At 67.1% G+C, this 24,120-nt stretch carries 18 protein-coding genes, 1 tRNA gene and 1 pseudogene; 12 read left to right on the top strand and 8 right to left on the bottom strand.

Going from position 1 to position 24,120, the window contains the following annotated elements; translation table 11 throughout:
- Positions 1 to 12 precede the first annotated feature (12 nt).
- The 3 genes from ribD to AB4851_RS31535 all read right to left on the bottom strand — a co-directional run bounded on the left by ribD (position 13) and on the right by AB4851_RS31535 (position 3,041).
- Positions 13 to 1,131 (bottom strand): bifunctional diaminohydroxyphosphoribosylaminopyrimidine deaminase/5-amino-6-(5-phosphoribosylamino)uracil reductase RibD, encoded by a 1,119-nt coding sequence (gene ribD, locus AB4851_RS31545; RefSeq protein WP_414450195.1) that lies wholly within the window; start codon positions 1,129 to 1,131, stop codon positions 13 to 15.
- Between the two features lie 21 nt (positions 1,132 to 1,152).
- Positions 1,153 to 2,436 (bottom strand): glutamate-1-semialdehyde 2,1-aminomutase, encoded by a 1,284-nt coding sequence (gene hemL / locus AB4851_RS31540; protein WP_414450194.1) that lies wholly within the window; start codon positions 2,434 to 2,436, stop codon positions 1,153 to 1,155.
- A gap of 143 nt (positions 2,437 to 2,579) precedes the next feature.
- Positions 2,580 to 3,041: a hypothetical protein gene (locus AB4851_RS31535; RefSeq protein WP_414450193.1), complete on the bottom strand. Its 462-nt coding sequence runs from the start codon at positions 3,039 to 3,041 to the stop codon at positions 2,580 to 2,582.
- Positions 3,042 to 3,280: 239 nt separating this feature from the next.
- Between AB4851_RS31535 and AB4851_RS31530 the strand changes: the two genes are divergently transcribed.
- Entirely contained in the window at positions 3,281 to 4,495 is a 1,215-nt protein-coding gene (locus tag AB4851_RS31530; RefSeq protein ID WP_414450192.1) for a Bcr/CflA family multidrug efflux MFS transporter, read from the top strand.
- A gap of 98 nt (positions 4,496 to 4,593) precedes the next feature.
- Here AB4851_RS31530 and AB4851_RS31525 read toward each other — a convergent pair whose 3' ends face one another.
- The 3 genes from AB4851_RS31525 to zwf form a co-directional block, all read right to left on the bottom strand.
- A complete protein-coding gene (locus AB4851_RS31525) occupies positions 4,594 to 6,510 on the bottom strand; it encodes a bifunctional transcriptional regulator/glucokinase (RefSeq protein WP_414444150.1) in 1,917 nt (638 codons plus the stop codon).
- Positions 6,488 to 7,168: a 6-phosphogluconolactonase gene (gene pgl, locus AB4851_RS31520; RefSeq protein ID WP_414450191.1), complete on the bottom strand. Its 681-nt coding sequence runs from the start codon at positions 7,166 to 7,168 to the stop codon at positions 6,488 to 6,490. Before pgl ends, AB4851_RS31525 begins: the two co-directional genes overlap by 23 nt.
- Positions 7,169 to 7,267: 99 nt before the next feature.
- Positions 7,268 to 8,740 (bottom strand): glucose-6-phosphate dehydrogenase, encoded by a 1,473-nt coding sequence (gene zwf, locus AB4851_RS31515; protein WP_414450190.1) that lies wholly within the window; start codon positions 8,738 to 8,740, stop codon positions 7,268 to 7,270.
- 539 nt (positions 8,741 to 9,279) lie between these two features.
- On the opposite strand from zwf, the gene AB4851_RS31510 reads away from it, so the two are divergent.
- From AB4851_RS31510 to AB4851_RS31495, 4 genes are all read left to right on the top strand, one after another.
- Positions 9,280 to 10,524, top strand: a complete 1,245-nt coding sequence (locus AB4851_RS31510; RefSeq protein WP_414450189.1) for an ABC transporter substrate-binding protein — start codon at positions 9,280 to 9,282, stop codon at positions 10,522 to 10,524.
- A gap of 147 nt (positions 10,525 to 10,671) precedes the next feature.
- Positions 10,672 to 11,613, top strand: a complete 942-nt coding sequence (locus AB4851_RS31505) for a carbohydrate ABC transporter permease (RefSeq protein WP_414444154.1) — start codon at positions 10,672 to 10,674, stop codon at positions 11,611 to 11,613.
- Positions 11,603 to 12,460 (top strand): carbohydrate ABC transporter permease, encoded by an 858-nt coding sequence (locus AB4851_RS31500; RefSeq protein WP_414444155.1) that lies wholly within the window; start codon positions 11,603 to 11,605, stop codon positions 12,458 to 12,460. Before AB4851_RS31505 ends, AB4851_RS31500 begins: the two co-directional genes overlap by 11 nt.
- Positions 12,461 to 12,566: 106 nt before the next feature.
- Positions 12,567 to 13,685, top strand: a complete 1,119-nt coding sequence (locus AB4851_RS31495; protein ID WP_414450188.1) for an ABC transporter ATP-binding protein — start codon at positions 12,567 to 12,569, stop codon at positions 13,683 to 13,685.
- 133 nt (positions 13,686 to 13,818) lie between these two features.
- Here the strand turns inward: AB4851_RS31495 and AB4851_RS31490 are convergent, their stop codons facing one another.
- On the bottom strand, positions 13,819 to 14,610 hold the full coding sequence (locus AB4851_RS31490) for a Smr/MutS family protein (protein ID WP_414450187.1): 792 nt from the start codon (positions 14,608 to 14,610) through the stop codon (positions 13,819 to 13,821).
- Between the two features lie 167 nt (positions 14,611 to 14,777).
- Positions 14,778 to 15,740 (bottom strand): thioredoxin-disulfide reductase, encoded by a 963-nt coding sequence (trxB, locus tag AB4851_RS31485; protein WP_414450186.1) that lies wholly within the window; start codon positions 15,738 to 15,740, stop codon positions 14,778 to 14,780.
- A gap of 294 nt (positions 15,741 to 16,034) precedes the next feature.
- Here trxB and AB4851_RS31480 point away from each other — a divergent pair, with 294 nt between their 5' ends.
- The 7 genes and pseudogenes from AB4851_RS31480 to minC all read left to right on the top strand — a co-directional run bounded on the left by AB4851_RS31480 (position 16,035) and on the right by minC (position 24,098).
- Complete coding sequence (locus tag AB4851_RS31480) at positions 16,035 to 18,338, top strand: DNA translocase FtsK (RefSeq protein WP_414450185.1); 2,304 nt, start codon at positions 16,035 to 16,037, stop codon at positions 18,336 to 18,338.
- 44 nt (positions 18,339 to 18,382) lie between these two features.
- The gene (gene lolA / locus AB4851_RS31475) at positions 18,383 to 19,066 is read left to right on the top strand and encodes an outer membrane lipoprotein chaperone LolA (RefSeq protein ID WP_414444160.1); all 684 of its coding nucleotides are present in this window, start codon (positions 18,383 to 18,385) and stop codon (positions 19,064 to 19,066) included.
- A gap of 208 nt (positions 19,067 to 19,274) precedes the next feature.
- Positions 19,275 to 20,585 carry a replication-associated recombination protein A gene (locus AB4851_RS31470; RefSeq protein ID WP_414444161.1) on the top strand — a complete coding sequence of 437 codons (1,311 nt, stop codon included), beginning with the start codon at positions 19,275 to 19,277 and terminating at the stop codon, positions 20,583 to 20,585.
- A 94-nt stretch (positions 20,586 to 20,679) separates the two neighbouring features.
- On the top strand, positions 20,680 to 21,969 hold the full coding sequence (serS, locus tag AB4851_RS31465) for a serine--tRNA ligase (protein WP_414450184.1): 1,290 nt from the start codon (positions 20,680 to 20,682) through the stop codon (positions 21,967 to 21,969).
- A 117-nt stretch (positions 21,970 to 22,086) separates the two neighbouring features.
- Positions 22,087 to 22,177 (top strand) — tRNA-Ser (locus AB4851_RS31460).
- 329 nt (positions 22,178 to 22,506) lie between these two features.
- A pseudogene (locus AB4851_RS31455) lies at positions 22,507 to 23,146 on the top strand (GNAT family N-acetyltransferase).
- Between the two features lie 163 nt (positions 23,147 to 23,309).
- Positions 23,310 to 24,098, top strand: coding sequence for a septum site-determining protein MinC (gene minC, locus AB4851_RS31450; protein ID WP_414450183.1), 789 nt, complete (start codon positions 23,310 to 23,312; stop codon positions 24,096 to 24,098).
- Positions 24,099 to 24,120 lie beyond the last annotated feature (22 nt).

Genomic DNA, 24,120 nt, shown 5'->3' with positions numbered 1-24,120 from the left:
CCGTGAGCAGGTTCAGTGAGCCGAAGGCGCGACGAAGCGCGCGAGAATGCGCAGGTCGTCGCCGATCCGGTCGAGGGTATGGAATTGCAGCGTGGTGCGCTGGGCCAGCGTGGCCGGCGCGACCAGGTTGAACATGCCGGCGGCGTTGTCGCCGAGCAGGGTGGGTGCGAGATAGACGAGCAGCTCGTCCACGCAGCCCTCGCGCAGCAGCGAGCCGTTCAGCTTGTGGCCGGCCTCGACATGCAGCTCGTTGATGCCGCGCTTGCCGAGCATGGTCAGCATGGCGGACAAATCGACCTTGCCGTTGACGTCGGCCAGCGGCACGACCTCGGCGCCGCGGTCGCGCAGCGCGGCCGCGCGGCCTTCGCCGGCCGCATCGAGCGTGCCGCAGAAGATCAGGATCGGCGCGCCGCTCATCAGCTTCGCATCGAGCGGGATCTCGAGCCGGCTGTCGATCAGCACGCGCAGCGGCTGGCGTGGCGTATCGATGCCGCGCACGGTCAATTGCGGGTCGTCCTCGCGCACGGTGCCGATGCCGGTCAGGATCGCGCAGGCGCGTGCGCGCCAGGCGTGGCCGTCGGCGCGCGCGGCCTCGCCGGTGATCCATTGGCTTTCGCCGCCCGGCAGCGCGGTGCGGCCGTCGAGCGACGCGGCGCTTTTCATGCGCACCCACGGCTGGCCGCGCGTCATGCGCGATACGAAGCCGATATTCATCTCGCGCGCTTCCTGGGACAGCAGCCCGCAGCGCACTTCGATGCCGGCGTCGCGCAGCATGCCGAGCCCCTTGCCGGACACCTGCGGGTTCGGGTCTTCCATCGCGGCGATCACCCTGCCGACGCGCGCGTCGATCAGCCCGAGCGCGCACGGCGGCGTGCGGCCGAAATGGCTGCACGGTTCGAGCGTCACGTAGACGGTCGCGCCGCGCAGGTCGTGGCCGCGCGAGCGTGCATCCTTCATGGCCTGCACCTCGGCGTGATCCTGCCCGGCCGGCTGGGTGTGGCCTTCGCCGATCACCGCGCCATCCTTGACGATCACGCAGCCGACGCGCGGGTTCGGCGTGGTGGTGTACATCCCGCGCGACGCCAGATCGAGCGCGCGCTGCATGTGCGCGAAATCAGTTTCCGAGAACATCGCGTCTCCGGGTCGAGAGGGTCAGGCCGCGAGCGCGGCGAACGCGCGGCGCGCGGCGGCGAGCGTCTCGTCGATCACGGCGTCGTCGTGCACGCTCGACACGAAGCCGGCCTCGTAGGCGGACGGCGCGAAATAGACGCCCTCGTCGAGCATCAGATGGAAGAAGCGGTTGAAGCGCTCGATGTTGCTCTTGGTCACGTCGGCGAAGCTGGCCGGCACGGTGTTGGTGAAATACAGGCCGAACATCGCGCCGATCGAGTCGGCCGCGAACGGCACGCCGGCCGCCTTCGCTTCGGCCGCGAGGCCGTCGGCGAGGCGCTTGGTTTGCGCCGTGAGCGCGTCGTAGAAGCCCGGCGCCTGGATCAGCTTCAGCGTCTTGAGGCCGGCGGCGACGGCGATCGGGTTGCCCGACAACGTGCCCGCCTGGTAGACGCCGCCGAGCGGCGCGAGGTGGGCCATGATGTCGCGACGGCCGCCGAAGGCCGCGGCCGGCATGCCGCCGCCGATCACCTTGCCGAGGCAGGTCAGGTCGGCCTGGATGCCGTAATGCTGCTGCGCGCCGCCGAGCGCCACGCGGAAGCCGCACATCACTTCGTCGAAGATCAGCACGGCGCCGTGCTGGGTGCAGAGCGCGCGCAGCGCGTCGTGGAACGCTTGCGAGCCGCGCACCAGGTTCATGTTGCCGGCCACCGGCTCGACGATCACGGCGGCGATCTCGTCGCCGAACGCCGTGAAGGCCTCTTCGAGCGCGGCGACGTTGTTGTATTCGAGCACCGTGGTGTGCTTGGCGATGTCGGCCGGCACGCCCGCGGACGTCGGGTTGCCGAACGTCAGCAGGCCGGAGCCGGCCTTGACCAGCAGGCTGTCGGCGTGGCCGTGATAGCAGCCCTCGAACTTGACGATGCGGCTGCGGCCCGTGAAGCCGCGCGCCAGACGCAGCGCGCTCATGGTGGCTTCGGTGCCGCTCGACACCATCCGCACCTGCTCGATCGACGGCACCAGCTTGCAGATTTCCTCGGCGATCTCGATTTCGGCCTCGGTCGGCGCGCCGAACGAGAAGCCGTCGGCCAGCACGGCCTGCACGGCGGCCAGCACCTCGGGGTGGACGTGGCCGACGATCATCGGGCCCCACGAGCCGATGTAATCGATATAGCGCTTGCCGTCCGCGTCCCAGAAGTGCGCGCCCTGGGCGCGCGACACGAAGCGCGGCGTGCCGCCGACCGACCGGAAGGCGCGCACGGGCGAGTTGACGCCGCCCGGGATGGTCTGCTGGGCGCGTTCGAAGAGGGTTTGGTTGTTCGACATGGATAGGACCTGCGTAGAGAGGCGGCGGCCGGGCCGGCGCGGCAGGGCACCGCGCTCGCGCCCAGGCGGACGAAACGATCGTCAGATTGTACCGAAGAGTCGCCCCGGCGGTCGGCGGCCGGCATCGGGCCGGCGGGCCGCCCTCAGCGCGGCAGCGGCGGCGGCCGGCGCTTGCCGGTCAGCTCGGCCCAGCGCTTTTCGAGCGCGCCTTCGGCCATCGGCTTGATCGAGGTGCCCGAGGTCTGGGCGTCCCAGGTCTGTACCGAGAACGGGTGCACCCGCAACGCGTCGCGTGCGATCACCACCTCCTGATGGCCGTCCACCAGCCAGTCGTAGACGAAATCGATGCAGAGCCGGTAGCCGCGCCGGGTGCCGGCGTCGGGCACCTCGTACGGCGCGCGCGTCACGTAGCCGGAGCCGAACACGCCCTTCGGTTCCTGCGCGACGCGGTGCAGGAACACGCGGTCGCCGGGCAGGATGCTGCGCGAGAAGCCGCAACCCCAGGCATCCTGCACCGCTTCGCCGGCGCGCACGCGCGCGGCGACCTCGGGCAGTTCGGGCCAGGGCCATTTTTTCGGGCTCCAGATCAGCAGGAAGGCGGTCATGTCGAGGGGCGCCTGACGAGGCGGGGTGGTGCGCGAACACGGAATCGCGAGCTTACCCGAAACGCCTGCGCCGGCGTGCCGGCAAGGCTTCCAGGACATCCGGCGACGGGCGGCTCGGCATCGCGATCGAGAGGGCGCGCGTACAATCGAGCGTTCACGGCGGCTGTCCCGCCGCCATGTCCACCGAGCCGGGCCGCGCGTCGCCACGCGTGAAGTTCCGGCCGCAGCCGAGAACTCCCATGTCGAATGCAATACGGCGCCGGCCCGACGCCCGGTTGATCATGCTGCTCGGCGCACTGGCCGCCTGCGGCCCGATCGGCACCGATATGTACCTGCCGAGCATGCCCGCCGTGGCCGAGAGCCTCGGCACCAGCGCCGCCGCGGTGCAGTGGACGCTGACAAGCTTCATCGCGGGCTTCTCGATCGGCATGCTGCTGTACGGGCCGCTGTCCGATTCGCTCGGCCGCCGGCCGGTGCTGCTCGGCGGCATCATGCTGTTTACCGTGGCGGGCGCGGGCTGCTTCGTGGCGCCGTCGATCGATGCGCTGATCGTGCTGCGCTTCGTGCAGGCGCTCGGCGCGGGCGCGGCCTCGGTGCTGTCGCGGGCGATCGCGCGCGACGCGCACGAGCCCGCCGACGCGGCCAAGGTGCTGTCGATGGTGGCGATCGTCACCTCGGTGGGGCCGCTGCTCGCGCCGCTGATCGGCGGCCAGATCCTGCGCTTCGCGGGCTGGCGCACGATCTTCGTGGTGCTCGCGCTGTTCGGCGTGGGCTGCACGATCGCGGCGTTCCTGAAGGTGCCCGAGACCTGGCCGAAGGAGAAGCGCCACTCCTCGGCGATCTTCAGCTCGTTCGCGTCGTACGGGCGCATCCTGGCCGACCCGATTGCGTGGGGCTACATGCTGTGCGGCGGCATGGCGTTCGCGTCGCTGCTCACTTACATCACGGCCACGCCGTTCGTCTACATCGAATATTTCCACGTGTCGGCGCAGCATTACGGCCTGCTGTTCGGCATGAACATCCTCGGCGTGATGATCGGCAACTTCATCAATACGCGGCTCGTGGCGCGGGTCGGCTCGCTGCGCTTGATCGCGGCGGCCTCGCTGGTCAGTGCCGTGGCGTCGTTGTGCGTGGCGTTCTTCGCGCTGACCGGCATCGGCGGGCTGTGGTCGATCGTGGCCGGCCTGTTCTTCGTGGTGGGCGTGATCGGGCTGCTGTCGGCGAACTGCTCGACCGACCTGATGCTGCGCTATCCGCACAACGCGGGCGCGGCGGCCGCGCTGTTCGGCGCGATGCAACTGGGGCTCGGCGCCGTGGCGAGCGCGGTGGTGGGCTTGCTGGCCGACGGCACGCCGTTCGGCATGGGCGTGACGATCGCGATCACCGGTGCGCTGTGCTTCGTCGGGCGGCGGCTGGTGCTGCGCTGGCACGGTCGGCCGGTGCGCGGCGACTGAGCGCCGGCATTCGGCGTAGCAACGAAAAAGGGCTGGCGCCCGAAAGCGCCAGCCCTTTTTGCATGCGGCGGCGGTCAGGCCGCCACCGTCGCTGTCGCTCAGTCGCGCGCGGCGGCCGGCGCCACGCCGTGACTCAGCCAGTCGAGCACGTCGGACGATTCGTCGTCGCCCGCGCGCGCCTTGGCCTGCGTCACCGCCTGGTTCAGCTCGGCATTCGGCGCGGCGCGGCGAATCGCGACGCCCACCGCGAGGATGTCGATCATGACCAGATGCAGGATGCGCGAGATCATCGACAACTGCGATTCGCGCATCTCGATGTGATCGGTTTCGAGCGCCACGGTCGCGCGCTTGGCGAGCGGCGTGTTGCTGGAGGTGATCGCGATCACCTTCGCGCCGGCCTGCATCGCGACGTCGAGCACGCGCATCAGCTCGGGCGCGCGGCCCGACTTCGACACCGCCACGATCACGTCGCCCTTGCCGAGCAGCGCCGCCGACGCGGCCTGCATGTACAGGTCGCCGTAGGCGATGGTCGGGATGCCGAAGCGGAAGAACTTGTAGTGCGCGTCCTGCGCGACGATGTTCGAGTTGCCGAGCCCGTAGAACTCGATGCGACGCGCGCTGTTGAGGATCTCGATCGCCTTCTCGACGTGCTCGAAATTCAGATGCTCGCGCAACTGCAGGATCGCGGACACCGTGTTGTCGAGCACCTTCGCGCCGAAATCGGTGGCCGTGTCGCCCAGATGCACCTGGCTGTGGCTCATCGGGATGGTGCCGGTCAGGCCGGTGGCCAGCTTCAGCTTGAAGTCGGACAGGCCCTGGCAGCCGAGCGAGCGGCAGAAGCGGATCACGGTCGGCTGGCTGACGTCGGCCTTGCGGGCGATGTCGATGATCGGATCGTTGATGATCGAGCGCGGATGGTTCAGCGCGAGATCGGCCACGCGGCGTTCGGCCGGCGTGAGCGCGTCGCGCATCTGGCGGATTCGCTCGAACACGGCCGAGGACGCGCCGCCCGAGCGGTTCGACAGCTGCTCGGCCAGGATCGCCGAGACGCCGAGGAACGCCGGGTAATCGGCCGTGATCAGGTAGGTCGGAATGTTCGCGCAGTAATCGGAGAAGCGGCCCTTCGATTCGAAGCGCTCGCGAAAGCGCGACTTCAGGAACAGGTCGCCGAGCTTGAGCACCACGCCGCCGCCCACGTACACGCCGCCGAGCGCGCCCAGCGTGACCGCCAGGTTGCCGGCGAACGTGCCGAGGATCGCGCAGAACACGTCCACGGCTTCGAGCGCGAGCGCATCGCCTTCGTGCGCGCGATCGACGATCTCGGGCGTGCTGACGCCGGCCGCCACGCGCTTCTTGTCGCGGGCCGCCAGCGCGCGATAGATGACCTCGATGCCCGGCCCGGCGCACACGCGCTCGAACGACACATGCGGCCACTTCTTGCGCGCGTACTGCATGACCAGATCCTCGCGCTCGTCCATCGGCGCGAAGCTGGCGTGGCCGCCTTCGCTGCCGAGCGCGATCCAGCGGTCGTCGGCCGGAATCAGCCCCGACAGGCCGAGGCCGGTGCCCGGCCCCATCAGGCCGATCACGCTGTTCTGGCGGCGCGCGCCGCCGCCGACCTGCTGACGCTGCGCGTCGGTCAGGCCCGGCAGCGCCATCGCGAGCGCGGTGAAATCGTTGACCACCAGCAGCGTGTCGAAGCCGAGCGCGCGGCGCGTGGCCTCGATCGAGAAGCTCCAGTCGTGGTTGGTCATCTGCACCTGGTCGCCATCGACCGGGTTGGCGATGGCGATCGCGGCGTGGTTGACGCGGCCGATCTTGACGTCCTTCAGATACTTGCGGATCGCGTCGGTCAGCGTCGGGTAATCGGCGCCCGGATACACGCGGATCTGCGTGATTTCGCCGGGGCCGACTTCGAGCGCGAAGCGCGCGTTCGTGCCGCCCACGTCGGCGAGCAGGCGCGGGCCGTCGGCGTGCTGGCCGGCAAGCGGCTTAGTTTGCGCACCAGTAGACATCGAGCTGGGTCCCCTTGTCGTTGGCCAGTTGGGAAATCGCGTTGCGTTGCGGCGCGGCGGCGGCGGCTTCGAGCACCTCGCGCTTGCGCGCGCCCGAGATCAGCAGGAACAGCCGGTCGACGCGGCGCAGCGCGTCGAGCGACAGGCTCACGCGCGGGTGCGGCGCGGCGCCCGGATGCACGGCGACGTAGCGCGCCGGCGTGGTGATCGCCTGCTCCCATTCGGGCGCGTCGGCGAAGATCGAGGCGGTGTGGCCGTCCTCGCCCATGCCGAGCACGGCGACGTTCGGCAGTGCGTAAGTCGGGTTCGCGTTCAGCGCGGCGACGTGGGCATCGAGCGTGGCGGCGGTGTCGACGATCGGCAGGAAGCGCGCGCCGGCGGCCGCGTTCTGCAGCAGCGTGTCGCGCACCAGTCGGGCGTTGCTGGCGTCGTCGGCGTCGGCCACCCAGCGGTCGTCGACCAGGGTGACATCGACGTGGCGCCAGTCGAGCGCGTAGTGCGACAGCGTCTGCAGGAACGGGCGCGGGCTGGTGCCGCCCGAGACGGCGAGCGTTGCCCGCGCGTGCTCGGCGAGCGGCGCTTGCAGCGCCGCGCCGACCGCCCGTGCGAGTGCATCGCACTGGGCTTGCGGGCTTTCGAAAGCGTGAAGCTCGATCACTTCTCCTCCAGGCTGCTTGTATCGAATTCGTGGGTCATGCGGGGATGCTCCGGCGTGACGCGGCGCGGCGGGTGGGCCGCGTTGCGCTGCGCATCGGTTTCAGTTTTCTTCTTCGAGCCAGCAGGTGCCGTGCTGCGCGAGCATCGCGCTCGCGGCGGCCGGCCCCCAGGTGCCCGCCGCGTACGGCTTGGGCGGCTTGAGCGTTTTCTGCCATTCGGTCTGCAACGGCTCGACCCAGCGCCACGCGGCTTCCTGCTCGTCGCGTCGCACGAACAGTGCGAGGCGGCCGTTGATCACGTCGAGCAGCAGGCGCTGGTACGCCTCCATCTGGCCTTCCTTGAAGAACTGGTCGAAGGCGAGATCGAGGTGGACGCTGGCGAGGTTCATGCCTTCGCCGGGCTGCTTGGCGAGGCAATAGAGGCGGATCGTTTCGTTCGGCTGCAGGCGGATCACGAGCCGGTTCGCACCGGCGCGCAGCGCATTGGGGCCGAGCGCCGAATGCGGCACCGCGCGGAAGTTGACGACGATCTCGGCCACCCGATCGGCGAGCCGCTTGCCGGTGCGCAGGAAGAACGGCACGCCGGCCCAGCGCCAGTTTTCGATTTCCACCTTCAGCGCGACGTAGGTTTCGGTGGTGCTGTCGGCCTTCACGCCCGGTTCGGTCGCATAGCCGGGCACCGGCAGGCCCTTGATGGTGCCGGCGTGATACTGGCCGCGCACCGCCACCTTGCTGATGTCGCGCGCGTCGATCGGCTTGAGCGCGCGCAGCACGCGCAGCTTCTCGTTGCGGACCGAATCCGAATCCATCGAGTGGGGCGGCTCCATCGCGACGATCGACAGCAGCTGCAACAGGTGGTTCTGAACCATGTCGCGCAACGCGCCGGTGTTGTCGTAGAAATCGCCGCGCGCTTCCACGCCGAGCTCTTCCGCGATGGTGATCTGGATGCTCTCGACCCAGTCGCGGCGCCACAGCGGCTCGAACAGCGCATTGCCGAAACGCAGCGCGAGCAGGTTCTGCACCGGCTCCTTGCCGAGGTAGTGATCGATCCGGTAGATCTGGTCTTCCGCGAAGATCTCGCCCACTGCATCGTTGATCGCGTTCGACGAGGCCAGGTCGTAGCCGAGCGGCTTTTCCAGCACGATGCGCGCGCCTTCGTTCAGGCCCACGCCGGCCAGCGCCTTGCAGATCGGCTCGAACAGCGACGGCCCGGTGGCCAGATAGAACACCCGCGTGCCCGGCAGCGTACCGATCGCCTCGCGCAGCACGCGGTAGTCTTCCGGACGGCCGAGATCGAGATTGACGTAATCGATGCGCGCGAGGAAACGCTGCCATGCGGCCTCGTCGAACGCGCTGCCGGCAGCCTTCTTCGCATGCGGCTTGACGTGTTCCTCGACCCAGCGGTGATAGCCGTCGCGATCGGTGTCGTTGCGCGCGACGCCGACGATGCGCCCGGAATCGGCCAGCATGTTGGCCCGGTGGGCCTCGAACAAGGCAGGCAGGATCTTGCGCATCGACAGGTCGCCGGTGCCGCCGAACAGAACGAAGGTGAAGCTGCTGGAATCGGTGTGCATGTGTCTCCGCCCGGTTGGGAATGCCCGCACCGCGGCATGTTATCGACACCGGTGTGCGAGGCCGTTCCGACGGGCGCGGACGGCGGAAACCGGAGCCGTAGTGCGATAAAAATATTTTTGACACTGAATTGTAGTTTAACTACAATCCGCCGCAAGGGGTAGACCTGAACGAAGAAAAAGAAGCGCACACGAGACATCGGGGTAGCGCGCTCTTCGAGCAGGACGGCCGGTGCGGCAGCGCGCCGAGACCGCATGTTAAAGGACATTGGCGAAACGCATCGTGCGCCGGTCCGCGACGGCCCCGAGGTTCGGCGTCGCGCGGCGGCGTAACCGGAACCATCAGATCAGAGGAGACAAGTCTTTGAATCTCGATCCACTCAGTCAGTCCCTGAGCGCCCGCGGCCGGCAACGGCCCGACCGTGTCCGGTCGTTCGCGGCGTGATATCCCGGTTGCGACGTTTCGCTGCTTGTTGGCAAGATGGCTTCCGCATGAACGGGAGCCCCAAGAGTCGGTTCAATCAATCTGGAGGAGATAGACAATGAAGATTCGCGCGATGATGGGCGCGCTGTGCGCCGCAGGCCTGATGATCGGTGCCGCCTCGGCGCAGGCGGAAGACGTCACGGTGCTGCACTGGTGGACGTCGGGTGGTGAGTCGAAGGCGGTCGGCGTGCTGAAGGACGACGTGCAGAAGCAGGGCTACGTGTGGAAGGACTTCGCGGTGGCCGGCGGCGCGGGCGCGGCAGCCATGACGGCGCTCAAGACCAAGGTGATCAGCGGCGACGCACCGTCGGCCGCGCAGATCAAGGGCCCGCTGATCCAGGATTGGGCCGACCAGGGCGTGCTCGTCAACATCGATTCGGTGGCGGGCGACTGGAGCAAGAACCTGCCGCCGGAAATCGACAAGATCATCAAGTACAAGGGGCATTACGTGGCCGCGCCGTTCTCGGTGCACCGCGTGAACTGGATGTACATCAACAAGGCCGCGCTCGACAAGGTCGGCGGCAAGGTGCCGACGACCTGGCCGGAATTCTTCCAGATGGCCGACAAGATGAAGGCCGCCGGCATCCAGCCGATCGCGATGGGTGGCCAGCCGTGGCAAGACCTGACGCTGTGGGAAGACGTCGTGCTGTCCGAAGGCGCCGATTTCTACAAGAAGGCGATCGTCGATCTCGACCAGGGCACGCTGACCTCGCCGAAGATGCTCGACGTGTTCAACACGGTGCGCAAGATCCAGGGCTACTTCGACGCGGGCCGCAACGGCCGCGACTGGAACCTGGCCACGGCCATGGTCATCAACGGCAAGGCCGGCGTCCAGTTCATGGGCGACTGGGCCAAGGGCGAGTTCGAAGGCGCCAGCAAGAAGGCGGGCAAGGATTACGTCTGCGCGGCGGTGCCGGGCACGGCGAAGGCCTACACGTTCAACGTCGATTCGTTCGTGTTCTTCCAGCAGAAGGGTTCGGACAAGCCGACGCCGGGCCAGCTCGCGCTCGCCAAGACCATCATGACGCCGGATTTCCAGGAGCAGTTCAGCCTGCTGAAGGGCTCGATCCCGGTTCGCCTGGGCGTGAAGATGGACAAGTACGACGACTGCGCGAAGAAGTCCTACGCGGATGAACAGGGCGCGCTGAAGGCTGGTGGTTACGTGCCGTCGCTGGCTCACGGCATGGCGCAGGGCGATGCCACCGCCGGCGCGATCAGCGATGTCGTGACCAAGTTCATGAACTCGCAGGAAGATCCGAAGGCAGCGGTTGCCGCCCTCGCGAAGGCCGCGAAGGTGAAGTAATGCGGTGAGGGCGGGGCGCGGCCGGCTGACGGCCCGCGCCTTGCCTGCGCCGTCGCAAACGGGCCGGCCGCCGCCGGTCCGTGTCGTACCCGATGCCGTGCGCCTGTTCGCAGGTGGCCGGCGCCCCCGTTCCAGGAGTCGAAACAAGTGGCTGCCCCTCTCAGCGGAAACGAACCCGGCCGCGCCGACGTCGCCCGCCGCACGTCGCCGCTCTCGGCATTGGCCGATCGCTGGATACCGAAGCTGGTGCTCGCGCCCAGCATCGCGATCGCCGTGGTGTTCATCTACGGCTTCATCGTCATTACCGGCTACCTGTCGCTGACCAAGTCGCGACTGTTGCCCAACTACACGTTCGACGGCTTCGGCCGTTACACCGACCTGTTCCAGAACGATGTCTGGTGGACCTCGGCCGCCAATCTGGCCTGGTTCGGCATTCCGTTCATCGCGGTCTGCGTCGGGCTCGGGCTGTTCCTCGCGATCCTGCTCGATCAGCGCATCCGCAACGAAGGCGCGCTGCGCGCCGTGTTCCTGTATCCGATGGCGCTGTCGTTCATCGTCACGGGCACGGCCTGGCAGTGGATCCTGAACCCGGGCCTCGGGCTGGAGAAGGTGATGCACGACTGGGGCTGGGCGAGCTTCTCGTTCGACTGGCTCGACGATCCGGACAAGGCGATCTTCTGCGTGGTGATCGCGGCCGTCTGGCAATCCACGGGCTTCGTGATGGCGCTGTTCCTGGCCGGCCTGCGCGGCGTGGACGGCGAGATCTTCAAGGCGGCCCAGGTGGACGGCGCGACGCTGCCGACCATCTACCGCAAGATCGTGATCCCGAGCATGCGCCCGGTGTTCTTCTCGGTGCTGCTGATCCTCTGCCACATCACGATCAAGACGTTCGACCTGGTGGTGGCGTTGACGGCAGGCGGCCCCGGCACCTCGTCGTCGCTGCCCGCCATGTTCATGTATACCTATTCGTTCAATCGCGGCCAGCTCGGCGTCGGCGCGGCCTCGTCGGTGATGATGCTGGCTACTGTCGTCGCGGTGCTGGTGCCGCTGATGTATATGGAATCGAGGAGCACCCGCAATGCAGCCTAAGATGACGATGAGCCGCGCCGTCATTTACGCGGTGCTGATCCTGTTCGCGATCTACTTCCTGTTCCCGCTGTACGTGATGCTGTCGACCTCCTTCAAGGATCTCGACCAGTTGCGCACCGGCAACCTGCTGACGCCGCCCACCAGCTGGACCATCGACCCCTGGCTCAAGGCCTGGGGCTCGGCCTGTACCGGCGTGCGCTGCGACGGCATGCGGCCGTTCTTCTTCAACTCGTTGAAGATGGTGATCCCGGCCGTGCTGATCTCGTCGCTGATCGGCGCGTTCAACGGCTACGTGCTCACGCACTGGCGCTTCCGTGGCGTCGACGCGCTGTTCACGCTGCTGCTGGTGGGCTGCTTCATCCCGTTCCAGGTGATCCTGCTGCCGATGGCGCGCGTCGAAGGCTATCTCGGCCTCGCCAACACCACCACCGGCCTGGTGCTGGTGCACGTCGTGTACGGCATCGCGTTCACCACCATGTTCTTCCGCAACTTCTACGTGAGCATCCCGGCCGAGCTGGTGAAGGCCGCGCGCATCGATGGCGCCGGCTTCTTCACGATCTTCACGCGAATCCTGATGCCGGTGTCGCTGCCGATCTTCATGGTCTGCCTGATCTGGCAGTTCACGCAGATCTGGAACGACTTCCTGTTCGGCATCGTGTTCTCGGGCGTCGATTCGATGCCGATCACGGTGGCGCTGAACAACCTCGTGAACACGTCGACGGGCGTGAAGGAATACAACGTCGACATGGCCGGCGCGATCATCGCCGCGCTGCCCACGCTGCTGGTGTACGTGGTCGCCGGCCGCTACTTCGTGCGCGGCCTGACGGCGGGCGCGGTGAAGGGCTGACGACCGGCCATTCCGGACCAACGAACCGGTCGCGCGGGCGTGTCCCGCGCGGCGAGCAGAACCGACGCGGCGCTCGACGCCGCACCAGAGACAGAGGATTCACAGCATGGCAAGCCTTTCCATCCGTGACGTGTACAAGACCTATCCGAACGGGGTGCCGGTCCTGAAGGGTGTCGACATCGACATCGAGGACGGCCAGTTCCTGATTCTGGTCGGGGGTTCGGGCTGCGGGAAGTCGACGCTGCTCAACATGATCGCCGGCCTCGAAACCGTCACGAAGGGCGAGATCCGCATCGACGGCAAGGTCGTCAACGACCTGTCGCCGAAGGATCGCGACATCGCGATGGTGTTCCAGTCGTACGCGCTCTATCCGTCGATGACGGTGCGCGAGAACATCCTGTTCGGCCTGACCATCCGCAAGGTGCCGAAGGCCGAGCAGAAGCAGATCGTCGACCGCGTTTCGGCAATGCTGCAGATCGAGCACCTGCTCGACCGCAAGCCGGGCCAGCTGTCGGGCGGCCAGCGCCAGCGCGTGGCGATGGGCCGGGCGCTCGCGCGCGACCCGTCGCTGTTCCTGTTCGACGAACCGCTGTCGAACCTCGACGCGAAGCTGCGCATCGAGATGCGCGCCGAAATCAAGCTGCTGCATCAGCGCCTGGGCACCACCATCGTCTACGTGACGCACGACCAGATCGAGGCGATGACGCTCGGCGATCGCATCGCGGTGATGAAGGATGGCGTGGTGCAGCAGTTCGGCGCGCCGCAGGATATCTACGATTCGCCGTCGAACCTGTTCGTGGCCGGCTTCATCGGCGCGCCGCCGATGAACTTCATCACGGGCAAGGTGGTCGAGCAGGGCGGCGGCGTGGGCATGGAGATCGACACGGGCGCCACGCGCGGCGTGCTGAACCTGCCGTTCGAGCGCTCGAAGCTGAGCGATCACGTGGGCCGCGAGGTGATCCTCGGCCTGCGCCCCGAGCGCATCACCGATGCGCGCAACGCCCACGACGGCCAGGCCTCGACGCTGCAGCCGATCGACGTGATCGTCGACGTGACGGAGCCGACCGGCCCCGATACGCACGTGTTCGCGCAGGTCAACGGCAAACGGATCGTGAGCCGCGTGCACCCGGCCGCGAACCCGCAGCCGAAGCAGCAGTTGAAGCTGCTGTTCGACGTGTCGAAGGCGGTGGTGTTCGATCCGGCGACGGAAGCGCGGATCGCTTGAGGGCGAGGTGAGGGCGGCGCGGTTGCGCCGCTCGGCATCGGCCAGGACACACGGGCCACCTTCGGGTGGCCCGCTTCGTTTTCGGCGGGGATCGGGCGGAGTTATCCCGTGAGGAAAACCGCGTATGTGCGCTTCAGCCCGCCGCGCGCGGCAGCCCGCGCTCGGCCGGATGGCCGGACGTCACCGTCAACGGTTGCAGCAGCACCAGCACCGCGCCGGCACCGCCGTCGTTGCCACGCGCCTCGCAGAACGCGATCACTTCTTCCTTCTGCACCAGCCACGCGCGCACCTTGCCCTTGAGCACCGGCTCCTTGCCGATCGAGCCGAGCCCCTTGCCGTGGATCACGCGCAAGCAGCGCAGGCCCTTCTTGCCGGCCTCGCGGATGAAGGCGGCCAGCGCCTCGCGCGCCTCGTCGCGGCGCATGCCGTGCAGGTCGAGCTGCGACTGCACGATCCACGCGCCGCTGCGCAGCTTGCGCACTACCTCGCGGCTGATGCCGGGGCGGTGGTAGTACAGGCTTTCGTCGGTATCGAGCAGCGTTTCCGGGTCGAACTCGTCGGACAGCGTTGCCGACAGCACCGCTTCCTCGTCGAGGCGCGTTTGCTGCGGCACCGGCTGCGGCGGCGCGCGCCGCGCAGGCGCGCGCGGCGCACTGGCCAGCGGCGTGATCGCGCCGATTTCGTTGCGGAACAGGTTGGCGTTGACCGCGGTTTCGCGCGCCTCGCGCGCGGCCTGCACCTGCTGCTTCTCGCGCCGCTCGGATTCGCCCTTCAGCGCATCGCGCAGCGAGCCGAGGCCGGACAGGCCCTGGCCCTTCAGCGCACCGGGCGTGGGCATGGGAGCGGCCGGCGCGATCGGTTCGGCCGGCTTGAGGGCGGCGCGGCGCTTGGCCGGGTCGCTCGGATGGGGCTGGTTCTTCGCCATGATGGTCTACGGATCGAAGTGGGGCGGGAGTGCCCGGGACGCTGCCCGGCAGGCCGGACGCGCATGCTAAAAGGCCGCTGCGCGGGGCAGCGGCCTTCGGAAAGCGGAAGCGGGCTGCGGCGCATGGCGGCGATATTGTAGCGTCGCCGCCCGGCCGCGTGGCCGGCTTACTTGCCGTCGTGCAGGCTTTCGAGGTAGCGCTGGGCGTCCAGCGCGGCCATGCAGCCCGTGCCGGCGCTGGTGATCGCCTGGCGGTAGATGTGATCCTGCACGTCGCCGGCCGCGAACACGCCCGGGATGTTGGTGGCGGTGGCGTTGCCGGCCAGGCCGCTCTTCGTGACGATGTAGCCGTCCTTCATTTCGAGCTGACCCTGGAACAGGTCCGTGTTCGGCTTGTGGCCGATCGCGACGAACACGCCCTGCAGCGCGATCGCCTCGGTTTCGCCGGTGCCGGTGTGCTTGACCTTCACGCCCGTCACGCCGGAGGCGTCGCCGGTCACTTCGTCGAGCACGTGGTTCCACTTGATCTCGACCTTGCCTTCCTTTTCCTTCTCCAGCAGGCGATCGATCAGAATCGGCTCGGCACGGAACTTGTCGCGGCGGTGGATCACGGTGACCTTCTTGGCGATGCCGGTCAGGTAGAGCGCTTCCTCGACGGCCGTGTTGCCGCCGCCGATCACGGCGACTTCCTGGTTGCGGTAGAAGAAGCCGTCGCAGGTGGCGCAGGCCGACACGCCCTTGCCCATGAACGCTTCTTCCGAGGCCAGGCCGAGGTATTGGGCCGACGCGCCGGTCGAGATGATCAGCGAATCGCAGGTGTATTCGCCCGAATCGCCGATCAGGCGGATCGGTTTCTCTTCGAGCTTGGCCGTGTGGATGTGGTCGAACACGATTTCCGTGTTGAAGCGCTCGGCGTGCTCGAGGAAACGCTGCATCAGTTCGGGGCCTTGCACGCCGTTCGGATCGGCCGGCCAGTTTTCGACGTCGGTCGTGGTCATCAGTTGACCGCCTTGCGCGAGGCCGGTGATCAGGAGCGGCGACAGGTTGGCGCGGGCCGCGTACACCGCGGCGGTATAGCCGGCGGGGCCGGAACCGAGAATCAGGACTTTCGCGTGTTTGGACGTGGACATGTGCAGGATCCGTAAAATGCGGCCGAACGGGCGGATGACGCGGCGAACGGCGAGGACGGCATGCGGGCCGGCTGCGCGATCCGCGCGCCGGGGACGATGCCGTAGATGGGTACCAGACGCGCATTATAAAGGGGCGTTTGCTGCACTGCCGGATCGACGTTTTTATCGGTCCGATAGACGGGCTCGATCAGCCGGTTACCGTCATTTACACTTGGCCGATCGCGCCAGCGTTTACAATATTCGCGATCGACCGACCGGCGCCGCCCGGCACGGCCGCCCTCTCTACACGGATTCATGGCAAAAGCTCCCTTTACGGCTCAGACGCAGGCGCTGCCGCATCGCATGTCGCGGCTGTTCGTCGAGATTCGCTGGATTCTTCAGGTCGCGGTGTTCGCGTTCCTGCTGATGGCGCTGCTGAGCTACAGCCGTCGCGACCCGAGCTGGACCCACGCCGTCCAGATCGACCACATCTCGAATTGGGCCGGGCGCGTCGGCGCCTGGACGGCCGATATCCTGCTGCTGCTGTTCGGCATTTCCGCCTATTGGCTGGTTGCGCTGCTGGCGCGCCGCGTCGCCGCCAACTACCGCCGCATCACGCGTCACGAGGTGCTCGACGAGGAACCGGCGCGGCCGGTCGGCTGGCTGGCCGAGGGCTTCGCGTTCGTGCTGGTGCTGCTCGCGAGCGACGGCATCGAGGCGCTGCGCATGTGGTCGCTGAAGGTGCCGCTGCCGCGTGCGCCGGGCGGCGTGATCGGCGAAACCGTCGCGCGCGGCGTGTCGCACGCGCTCGGCTTCACGGGCGGCACGCTGTTCCTGCTGATCGCGCTGGCGATCGGCCTGTCGCTGTATTTCCGCTTCTCCTGGCTGTCGGTGTGCGAACGCGTCGGCGACGGCATCATCAATGCGTTCACGCTCGCCAAGCTGCGCCGCGAGGCCGGGCGCGACCGCAAGCTCGGCGAGGCCGCCGCGGTGCGCCGCGAGGGCAAGGTCGAGGAGGAGCGGGTTCGCATCGAGGATCACGAGCCTGTCACGATCGTGCCGCCGATCGTCACGCCGGCCAAGTCCGAGCGCGTCGAGCGCGAGCGCCAGGTGCCGCTGTTTACCGATCTGCCCGGCGATTCCACCTTGCCGGCCATCGGCCTGCTCGATCCGGCCCAGCAGAGCCAGGAATCGATTCCGGCCGACACGCTCGAATTCACCTCGCGGCTGATCGAGAAAAAGCTCAAGGATTTCGGCGTCGAGGTGAGCGTGGTGGCCGCCTATCCCGGCCCGGTCGTGACGCGCTACGAAATCGAGCCGGCCACCGGCGTGAAGGGCAGCCAGATTGTGGGCCTGGCCAAGGATCTGGCGCGCTCGCTGTCGCTGGTGTCGGTGCGGGTGGTGGAGACGATCCCCGGCAAGAACTACATGGCGCTCGAATTGCCGAACCCGCGCCGCCAGACCGTGCGCCTGTCCGAGATCCTCGGCTCCGAGGTGTACGCGGCGTCGGCCTCGGCGCTGACCATGGGCCTCGGCAAGGACATCGGCGGCAAGCCCGTGTGCGCCGATCTGGCGAAGATGCCCCACCTGCTGGTGGCCGGCACCACCGGTTCGGGCAAGTCGGTCGGCATCAACGCGATGATCCTGTCGCTGCTCTACAAATCCACGGCCGAACAGGTGCGGATGATCCTGATCGATCCGAAGATGCTCGAAATGAGCGTCTACGAAGGCATTCCGCATCTGCTTTGCCCGGTCGTCACCGACATGCGGCAGGCCGGCAACGCGCTGAACTGGACCGTCGCCGAAATGGAGCGGCGCTACAAGCTGATGAGCAAGCTCGGCGTGCGCAACCTGGGCGGCTACAACAACAAGATCGACGAGGCGACCAAGCGCGAGGAGAAGATCCCGAATCCGTTCAGCCTGACGCCCGAAGAGCCGGAGCCGCTCGGCCGCCTGCCGAACATCGTGGTGGTGATCGACGAGCTGGCCGACCTGATGATGGTGGTCGGCAAGAAGGTCGAGGAGCTGATCGCGCGGATCGCGCAGAAGGCGCGCGCGGCCGGCATCCACCTGATCCTCGCCACCCAGCGGCCGTCGGTCGACGTGATCACCGGCCTGATCAAGGCCAACGTGCCGACGCGGATGGCCTTCCAGGTGTCCTCGAAGATCGACTCGCGCACGATTCTCGACCAGATGGGCGCCGAATCGCTGCTCGGCATGGGCGACATGCTCTATCTGCCGCCCGGCTCCGGGCTGCCGGTGCGCGTGCACGGCGCGTTCGTGTCCGACGACGAGGTGCATCGCGTGGTCGAGAAGCTCAAGGAACACGGCGAGCCGAACTACATCGAAGGCCTGCTCGAAGGCGGCGTCGCCGAGGGCGAGGAAGGTGCCGCGGGAACCGGCGAGGGCGGCGACGAGTCCGACCCCCTGTACGATCAGGCGGTCGAGATCGTCGTCAAGAACCGCCGCGCCTCGATCTCGCTGGTGCAGCGCCATCTGCGCATCGGCTACAACCGCGCCGCGCGATTGCTCGAACAGATGGAGCAATCGGGGCTGGTGTCGGCGATGTCGTCCAGCGGCAACCGCGAAATTCTGGTACCGGCCCGCGACGCGGAATGACGCCGCGTCGGCGCCGGTCCGCCAATCAGGGAGAAAACCACCCCATGCAAGCATTTCCGTTCGTGAAGTCTTCCTCCATTCGCCGCTTCGCCGCGGCGCTTGCCGGCACCGCGCTGATGGCGGTGGCCTCGCACGCGTTCGCAGGCGGCACCGACGAACTGAAGTCGTTCGTCACGCAGGTCAAATCGGCCAAGGGCAACTTCACGCAGCAGATCGTCAAGGCGCCGTCGAAGGCGGCCAGCGGCGCGATCGCCACCTCCAAGCCGAACGACAATTCGAGCGGCAGCTTCGTGTTCGCGCGCCCCGGCAAGTTCGTCTGGGCCTACGAAAAGCCGTATCAGCAATTGCTGCAGGCCGACGGCGACACGCTGTTCGTCTATGACAAGGATCTGAACCAGGTTACCGAGCGCAAGCTGGCCGGCGCACTCGGCGCGAGCCCGGCGGCGATCCTGTTCGGCAGCAACGATGTCGACAAGAACTACACGCTGCGCGATGGCGGCGTGAAGGGCGGCATCGATTGGGTCGAGATGCTGCCGAAGGCGCAGGACACGCAGTTCCAGCGTATCGGCATCGGCTTCAAGGGCGGCACGCTCGCCGCGATGGAGCTTCACGACGTGTTCGGCAACGTCACGCTGCTGACGTTCACGAATATCCAGACCAACCCGTCGCTGCCGGCCGACCAGTTCCGCTTCACGGTGCCGAAGGGCGCCGACGTGATCAAGGGCTGAACGCCCTCCGGCGTGCGCACGGGCCTGCCAGCGATGGCAGGCCCGTTGCGTTTCGGGCGCACCATCTGCCGCCGTGCCGCCGCCTGCGCCTGTCGGGGCAAGCCGATTGCCTGTCCGATCGGCCGAGGGTGCGCCGGCCGACCGGCTGTCATAATGATCGGCCGCGCGGCGATATGCGTCGCGCCGGCCATTCCAGGAGTCGAGGTCCATGTCCGACCTGTTTGAAACCGAACCGCGCCGCCCGCTCGCGGAGGCGCTGCGCCCGAAGACGCTCGACGAGGTCATCGGCCAGACGCATCTGCTCGGCGAGGGCAAACCGCTGCGGCTCGCGTTCGAATCGGGCCGGCCGCACTCGATGATCCTCTGGGGGCCGCCCGGCGTCGGCAAGACCACGCTCGCGCGCCTCACCGCCCACGCGTTCGATTGCGAGTTCATCGCGCTGTCGGCGGTGCTCGGCGGCGTGAAGGACATCCGCGAATCAATGGAGCAGGCCCGGGACACGCTGAACCGCAACGGCCGCCACACGATCCTGTTCGTCGACGAAATCCACCGCTTCAACAAGGGCCAGCAGGATGCGCTGCTGCCGTTCGTCGAATCGGGCCTCGTCACGTTCATCGGCGCCACCACCGAAAACCCGAGCTTCGAGGTCAATTCGGCGTTGCTGTCGCGGGCGCAGGTCTATGTGCTGAAGTCGCTCGACGACGCCGAGATGCGCCAGTTGCTCGCGCGCGCCCAGCAGATCGCGCTCGACGGCCTGAGCTTCGACGAGAAGGCGGTCGACACGCTGGTCGGCTATGCCGACGGCGACGCGCGGCGCTTCCTGAACCTGCTCGAACAGGCGCAAACGGCTGCGCTGTCGGCGCGCACCAACCGGATCGACGCCGATTTCGTGTCGAACGCGATGACGCTGAACGCACGCCGCTTCGACAAGGGCGGCGACAACTTCTACGACCAGATTTCGGCGCTGCACAAATCGGTGCGCGGCTCGAACCCCGACGGCGCGCTGTACTGGTTCTGCCGCATGATCGACGGCGGCGCCGATCCGAAATACCTGGCGCGGCGCATCGTGCGGATGGCGTGGGAAGACATCGGCCTGGCCGATCCGCGCGCCATGCAGATGGCCAACGACGCGGCCGCAACCTTCGAGCGGCTCGGCTCGCCCGAGGGCGAGCTGGCGCTTGGGCAGGCCGTCATCTATCTGGCCTGCGCGGCCAAGAGCAATGCCGGCTACAACGCGTTCAACGCGGCGATGGCCTTCGTCAAGCAGGACAAGTCGCGCGAGGTGCCGGTGCATCTGCGCAACGCGCCCACCAAGCTGATGAAGGAACTCGGCTACGGCCACGCGTATCGCTACGCGCACGACGAGCCGAACGCCTACGCCGCCGGCGAAACCTACCTGCCCGACGACATGCGCGAGCCGCGCTGGTATCAGCCGGTGCCGCGCGGGCTGGAAAGCAAGATCGCCGACAAGCTTGCCTGGCTGCGCGAACTCGACCGCGAAGCGGGCAAGCCGGAATAAGCCGCCATCGCGCCGCACTTGCACGCCGGGCCGCCGAGCGTGCCCGGCGGTGCGTTAGAATTCGCGTCTCACACAACGAAACTCCAGTCCTCCCATGCTCGACATCCAGTTGCTGCGCAAAGACCTCGACGGCGTCGCCAAGCGCCTCGCCGATCGCGGCTACACCCTCGACGTCGCCCGGTTCTCCTCGCTCGAGGCGGATCGCCGCGCGCTCCAGACTCGTACCGAAGAACTCCAGGCGCGCCGCAACAGCCTGTCGAAGCAGATCGGCGCGATGAAGGGCCGGGGCGAGGACACGTCGGCCGTGATGGCCGAGGTGGGCGGGATCGGCGACGAGATGAAGGCCTCGGCCGTGAAGCTCGACGAGATCCAGGCCGCCGTGCAGGCGCTGATGCTCGAAATGCCGAACGTCGCGCACGACAGCGTGCCGGTCGGCCGCGACGAGGCGGACAACGTCGAAGTGCGCCGCTGGGGCACGCCGCGCAGCTTCGATTTCGAGGTGCGCGATCACGTCGATGTCGGCACGCCGCTCGGCCTCGATTTCGAAACCGGCGCGAAGCTGTCGGGCGCGCGCTTCACGATGCTGCGCGGCCCGATCGCGCGCCTGCACCGTGCGCTCGCGCAGTTCATGATCGACACGCACACGCAGCAGCACGGCTACACCGAAACCTACACGCCGTACATCGTCAATCCGGAAATCCTGTTCGGCACCGGCCAGTTGCCGAAGTTTGCCGACGACATGTTCCGTGTCGAGAAGGGTGGCGACGACAACACCATCACGCAGTATCTGATCTCCACCTCGGAAATCACGCTGACCAACAGCGTGCGCGATTCGATCATCGATCCGGCCACGCTGCCGATCAAGCTGACCGCGCATTCGCCGTGCTTCCGCTCGGAGGCCGGTTCCTACGGCCGCGATACGCGCGGCATGATCCGCCAGCACCAGTTCGACAAGGTCGAGATGGTGCAGGTCACGGCGCCGGACGCGTCGTATGCCGCGCTCGACGCGATGGTCGGTCACGCCGAGGCGATCCTGCAGAAGCTCGAACTGCCGTACCGCGTCATCACGCTGTGCACGGGCGACATGGGCTTTTCGGCCTCGAAAACATTCGACCTCGAAGTCTGGCTGCCGGCGCAGAACACCTACCGCGAAATCTCGAGCTGCTCGAACACCGAGTCGTTCCAGGCGCGCCGCATGCAGGCACGCACGCGCAACGCGCAGGGCAAGCCGGAGCTGGTCCATACGCTGAACGGTTCGGGCCTGGCCGTCGGCCGCACGCTGGTGGCGGTGCTGGAGAACTATCAGAACGCCGATGGTTCGGTCACGATTCCGGCGGTACTGCGCCCGTACTTCGGCGGTCAGGAGACGATCGCGGCCGCGTGATCCCGTATCCGAAAATTTTTTGCGCAAAGGGCTTGGAAAAGCCAAACAAGTTGTTCTATAATCTTTGCTTCGCCGGGACGAAGACCTCCAGAACGGCGGGGCAGTAAAGCAGTAGAAGGAAAGGTGGCAGAGAGGTCGAATGCGCCGGACTCGAAATCCGGTGTACGGTTATTCCGTACCGTGGGTTCGAATCCCACCCTTTCCGCCAAAATTTGAACCCCTCGGTTCCGCAAGGAATCGAGGGGTTTTTGCTTTCCGGGTGATGGTTGCGCGCGCATCGGAAAATCGCTCGGGTCATTACCGCGATGAATAGGGCGTGAGTGAATGCATGGGTGGTACGTCGTCGCCGATTCGGGCGGAACGCGAATTCGAAAATCGATAGGTAACTGAAATATCGATATTGTTGCGATGCCGCATTTTCTCTGCCTCTGCCGCGCCGGGTGCCCGTCTGGCGGCCATTGCCCTCGCAGGGAAGTGTCTGAACGGAAAGCAAATTCGGTGGGCTGTCATGAGCGGTAATACGATGTGCGCCGCACCATGCGCTTTCTGTTTCGCTGTATGGCTTTCGATATCTCTCGATTTGCCCGATCGTTTGAAAATAACGATTTGACTCATACCCTGCTTTCGGTTGAAGCTAATAACTTGCTGTCCGAAGGATGTCCCCCGCATGAGTTCGACTTTGACCGTCCGCCGCATCGCCGCCGATCAGGGCAGTGTGTACCGTGAACTGCGCGCTGCATCGCTGCGCGAGCCGTATGCACCCGGCGAAGCACCCGAGGCGGAATTGGCCGTCGACGCGGCTGCGGCCGACGCGATCGCCGCGCAGCGCGCCGGTTCCGATCAGTCCACCACGTTCCTGCTGTATACCGAAGGCCACCCCGCCGGGATGATCGGCGCGTATTTCGACGGCTCCGCCGAGCGCCGCGCGTTCGTCAGCGAGCTGTGGGTCGCGCATGCCGTGCGTCACCTGCGCGGCGGCGTGCTGCTCGTCAACACGGCGCGCGACTGGCTGGCCGGGCAGGGCGCCACCGAGATCTACGCCTGGATCGCCGAGCAGAACCGCAACGCCATCCGTTTCTACGAGCACATGGGCTTCACCAATCTCGGCGAGCACGCACCGATCGCCCGCGTGCCCGGTGCGATGAAATCGCTGTTCGTCTCGCGTTTCGATGCCTGAGACGTTGCCGCTGCCTTCCTTTCCTGCGCCTGCTGCCGCCTGATTTCTCCTGATCCGCCTTGCCGTCCCGCCGTTGTGCGTGGCATCTCCCGCGGCATCCCGAAAATGATGGCTGCTCGCCCGGACGCCTGTAAAATACGCAAAAATTTTTTGCAGGACGTTCATGTCGCTTAAAAAATCGCCATTCTTCGAGCTTCGCAGCGGCTCGGTCGATTCCTTGCTGTTTGTCGTGAAGACGGCCGACCTGGACGCGCTGCGAACCGAGCTGGTCAAGCGTTTCGAGGCGACGCCGGAATTCTTCGCCGACGACGTGGTGGCGATCGATGTACGGCGTCTGGCCGAGGGCGAGCAGATCAAGCTCGACGCGATTCGTCAGATGCTCAACGACGTGCGGATGCGCCCGATCGGCGTGGTGGCCGATGCGGCCCAGCGCGACTGGGCGAGCGCGAGCAGCTTGCCGCTGCTCGAGGCGCGCGACCGTCGTGCGGCGCCGGCCGCGAAAGCGGCGTCGGACGAATCGGCCACGGCCGATGTGCCGGCTGCCGAATCGCAGGCGACGTCGGCATCGGCCGCCGCTGCGCAGGACGCGGCACCGGCCGCGAGCGGCGTCACGGCGATCCAGACGCTCGTGATCGACCGGCCGTTGCGTTCGGGCCAGCAGATCTACGCGAAGGGCGATCTGGTCGTGCTCGCGCCGGTCAGCAATGGCGCCGAGGTGATCGCGGAAGGCAATATCCATGTGTACGCGCCGTTGCGCGGCCGGGCGCTGGCCGGCGTGCTCGGCAATCACGATGCGCGGATCTTCTGTACGTGCCTCGAGCCGGAACTCATTTCGATTGCGGGTATCTATCGAACCACCGAGAACCCGCTGCCGGCCGACGTGCGCGGCAAGCCGGTGCAGATCCGGCTCGAAGACGAAAAACTGATGATCGAACCGCTGCGGCTGACCTGAGCGCAAGTGCGCGACGCAGCGG

The sequence above is a fragment of the Burkholderia sp. 22PA0099 genome, assembly GCF_047497165.1.
Lineage (GTDB): Bacteria > Pseudomonadota > Gammaproteobacteria > Burkholderiales > Burkholderiaceae > Burkholderia.
Note: the sequence above shows the minus strand (reverse complement) of the source record. Positions and strands in the feature narration are given on the sequence as shown.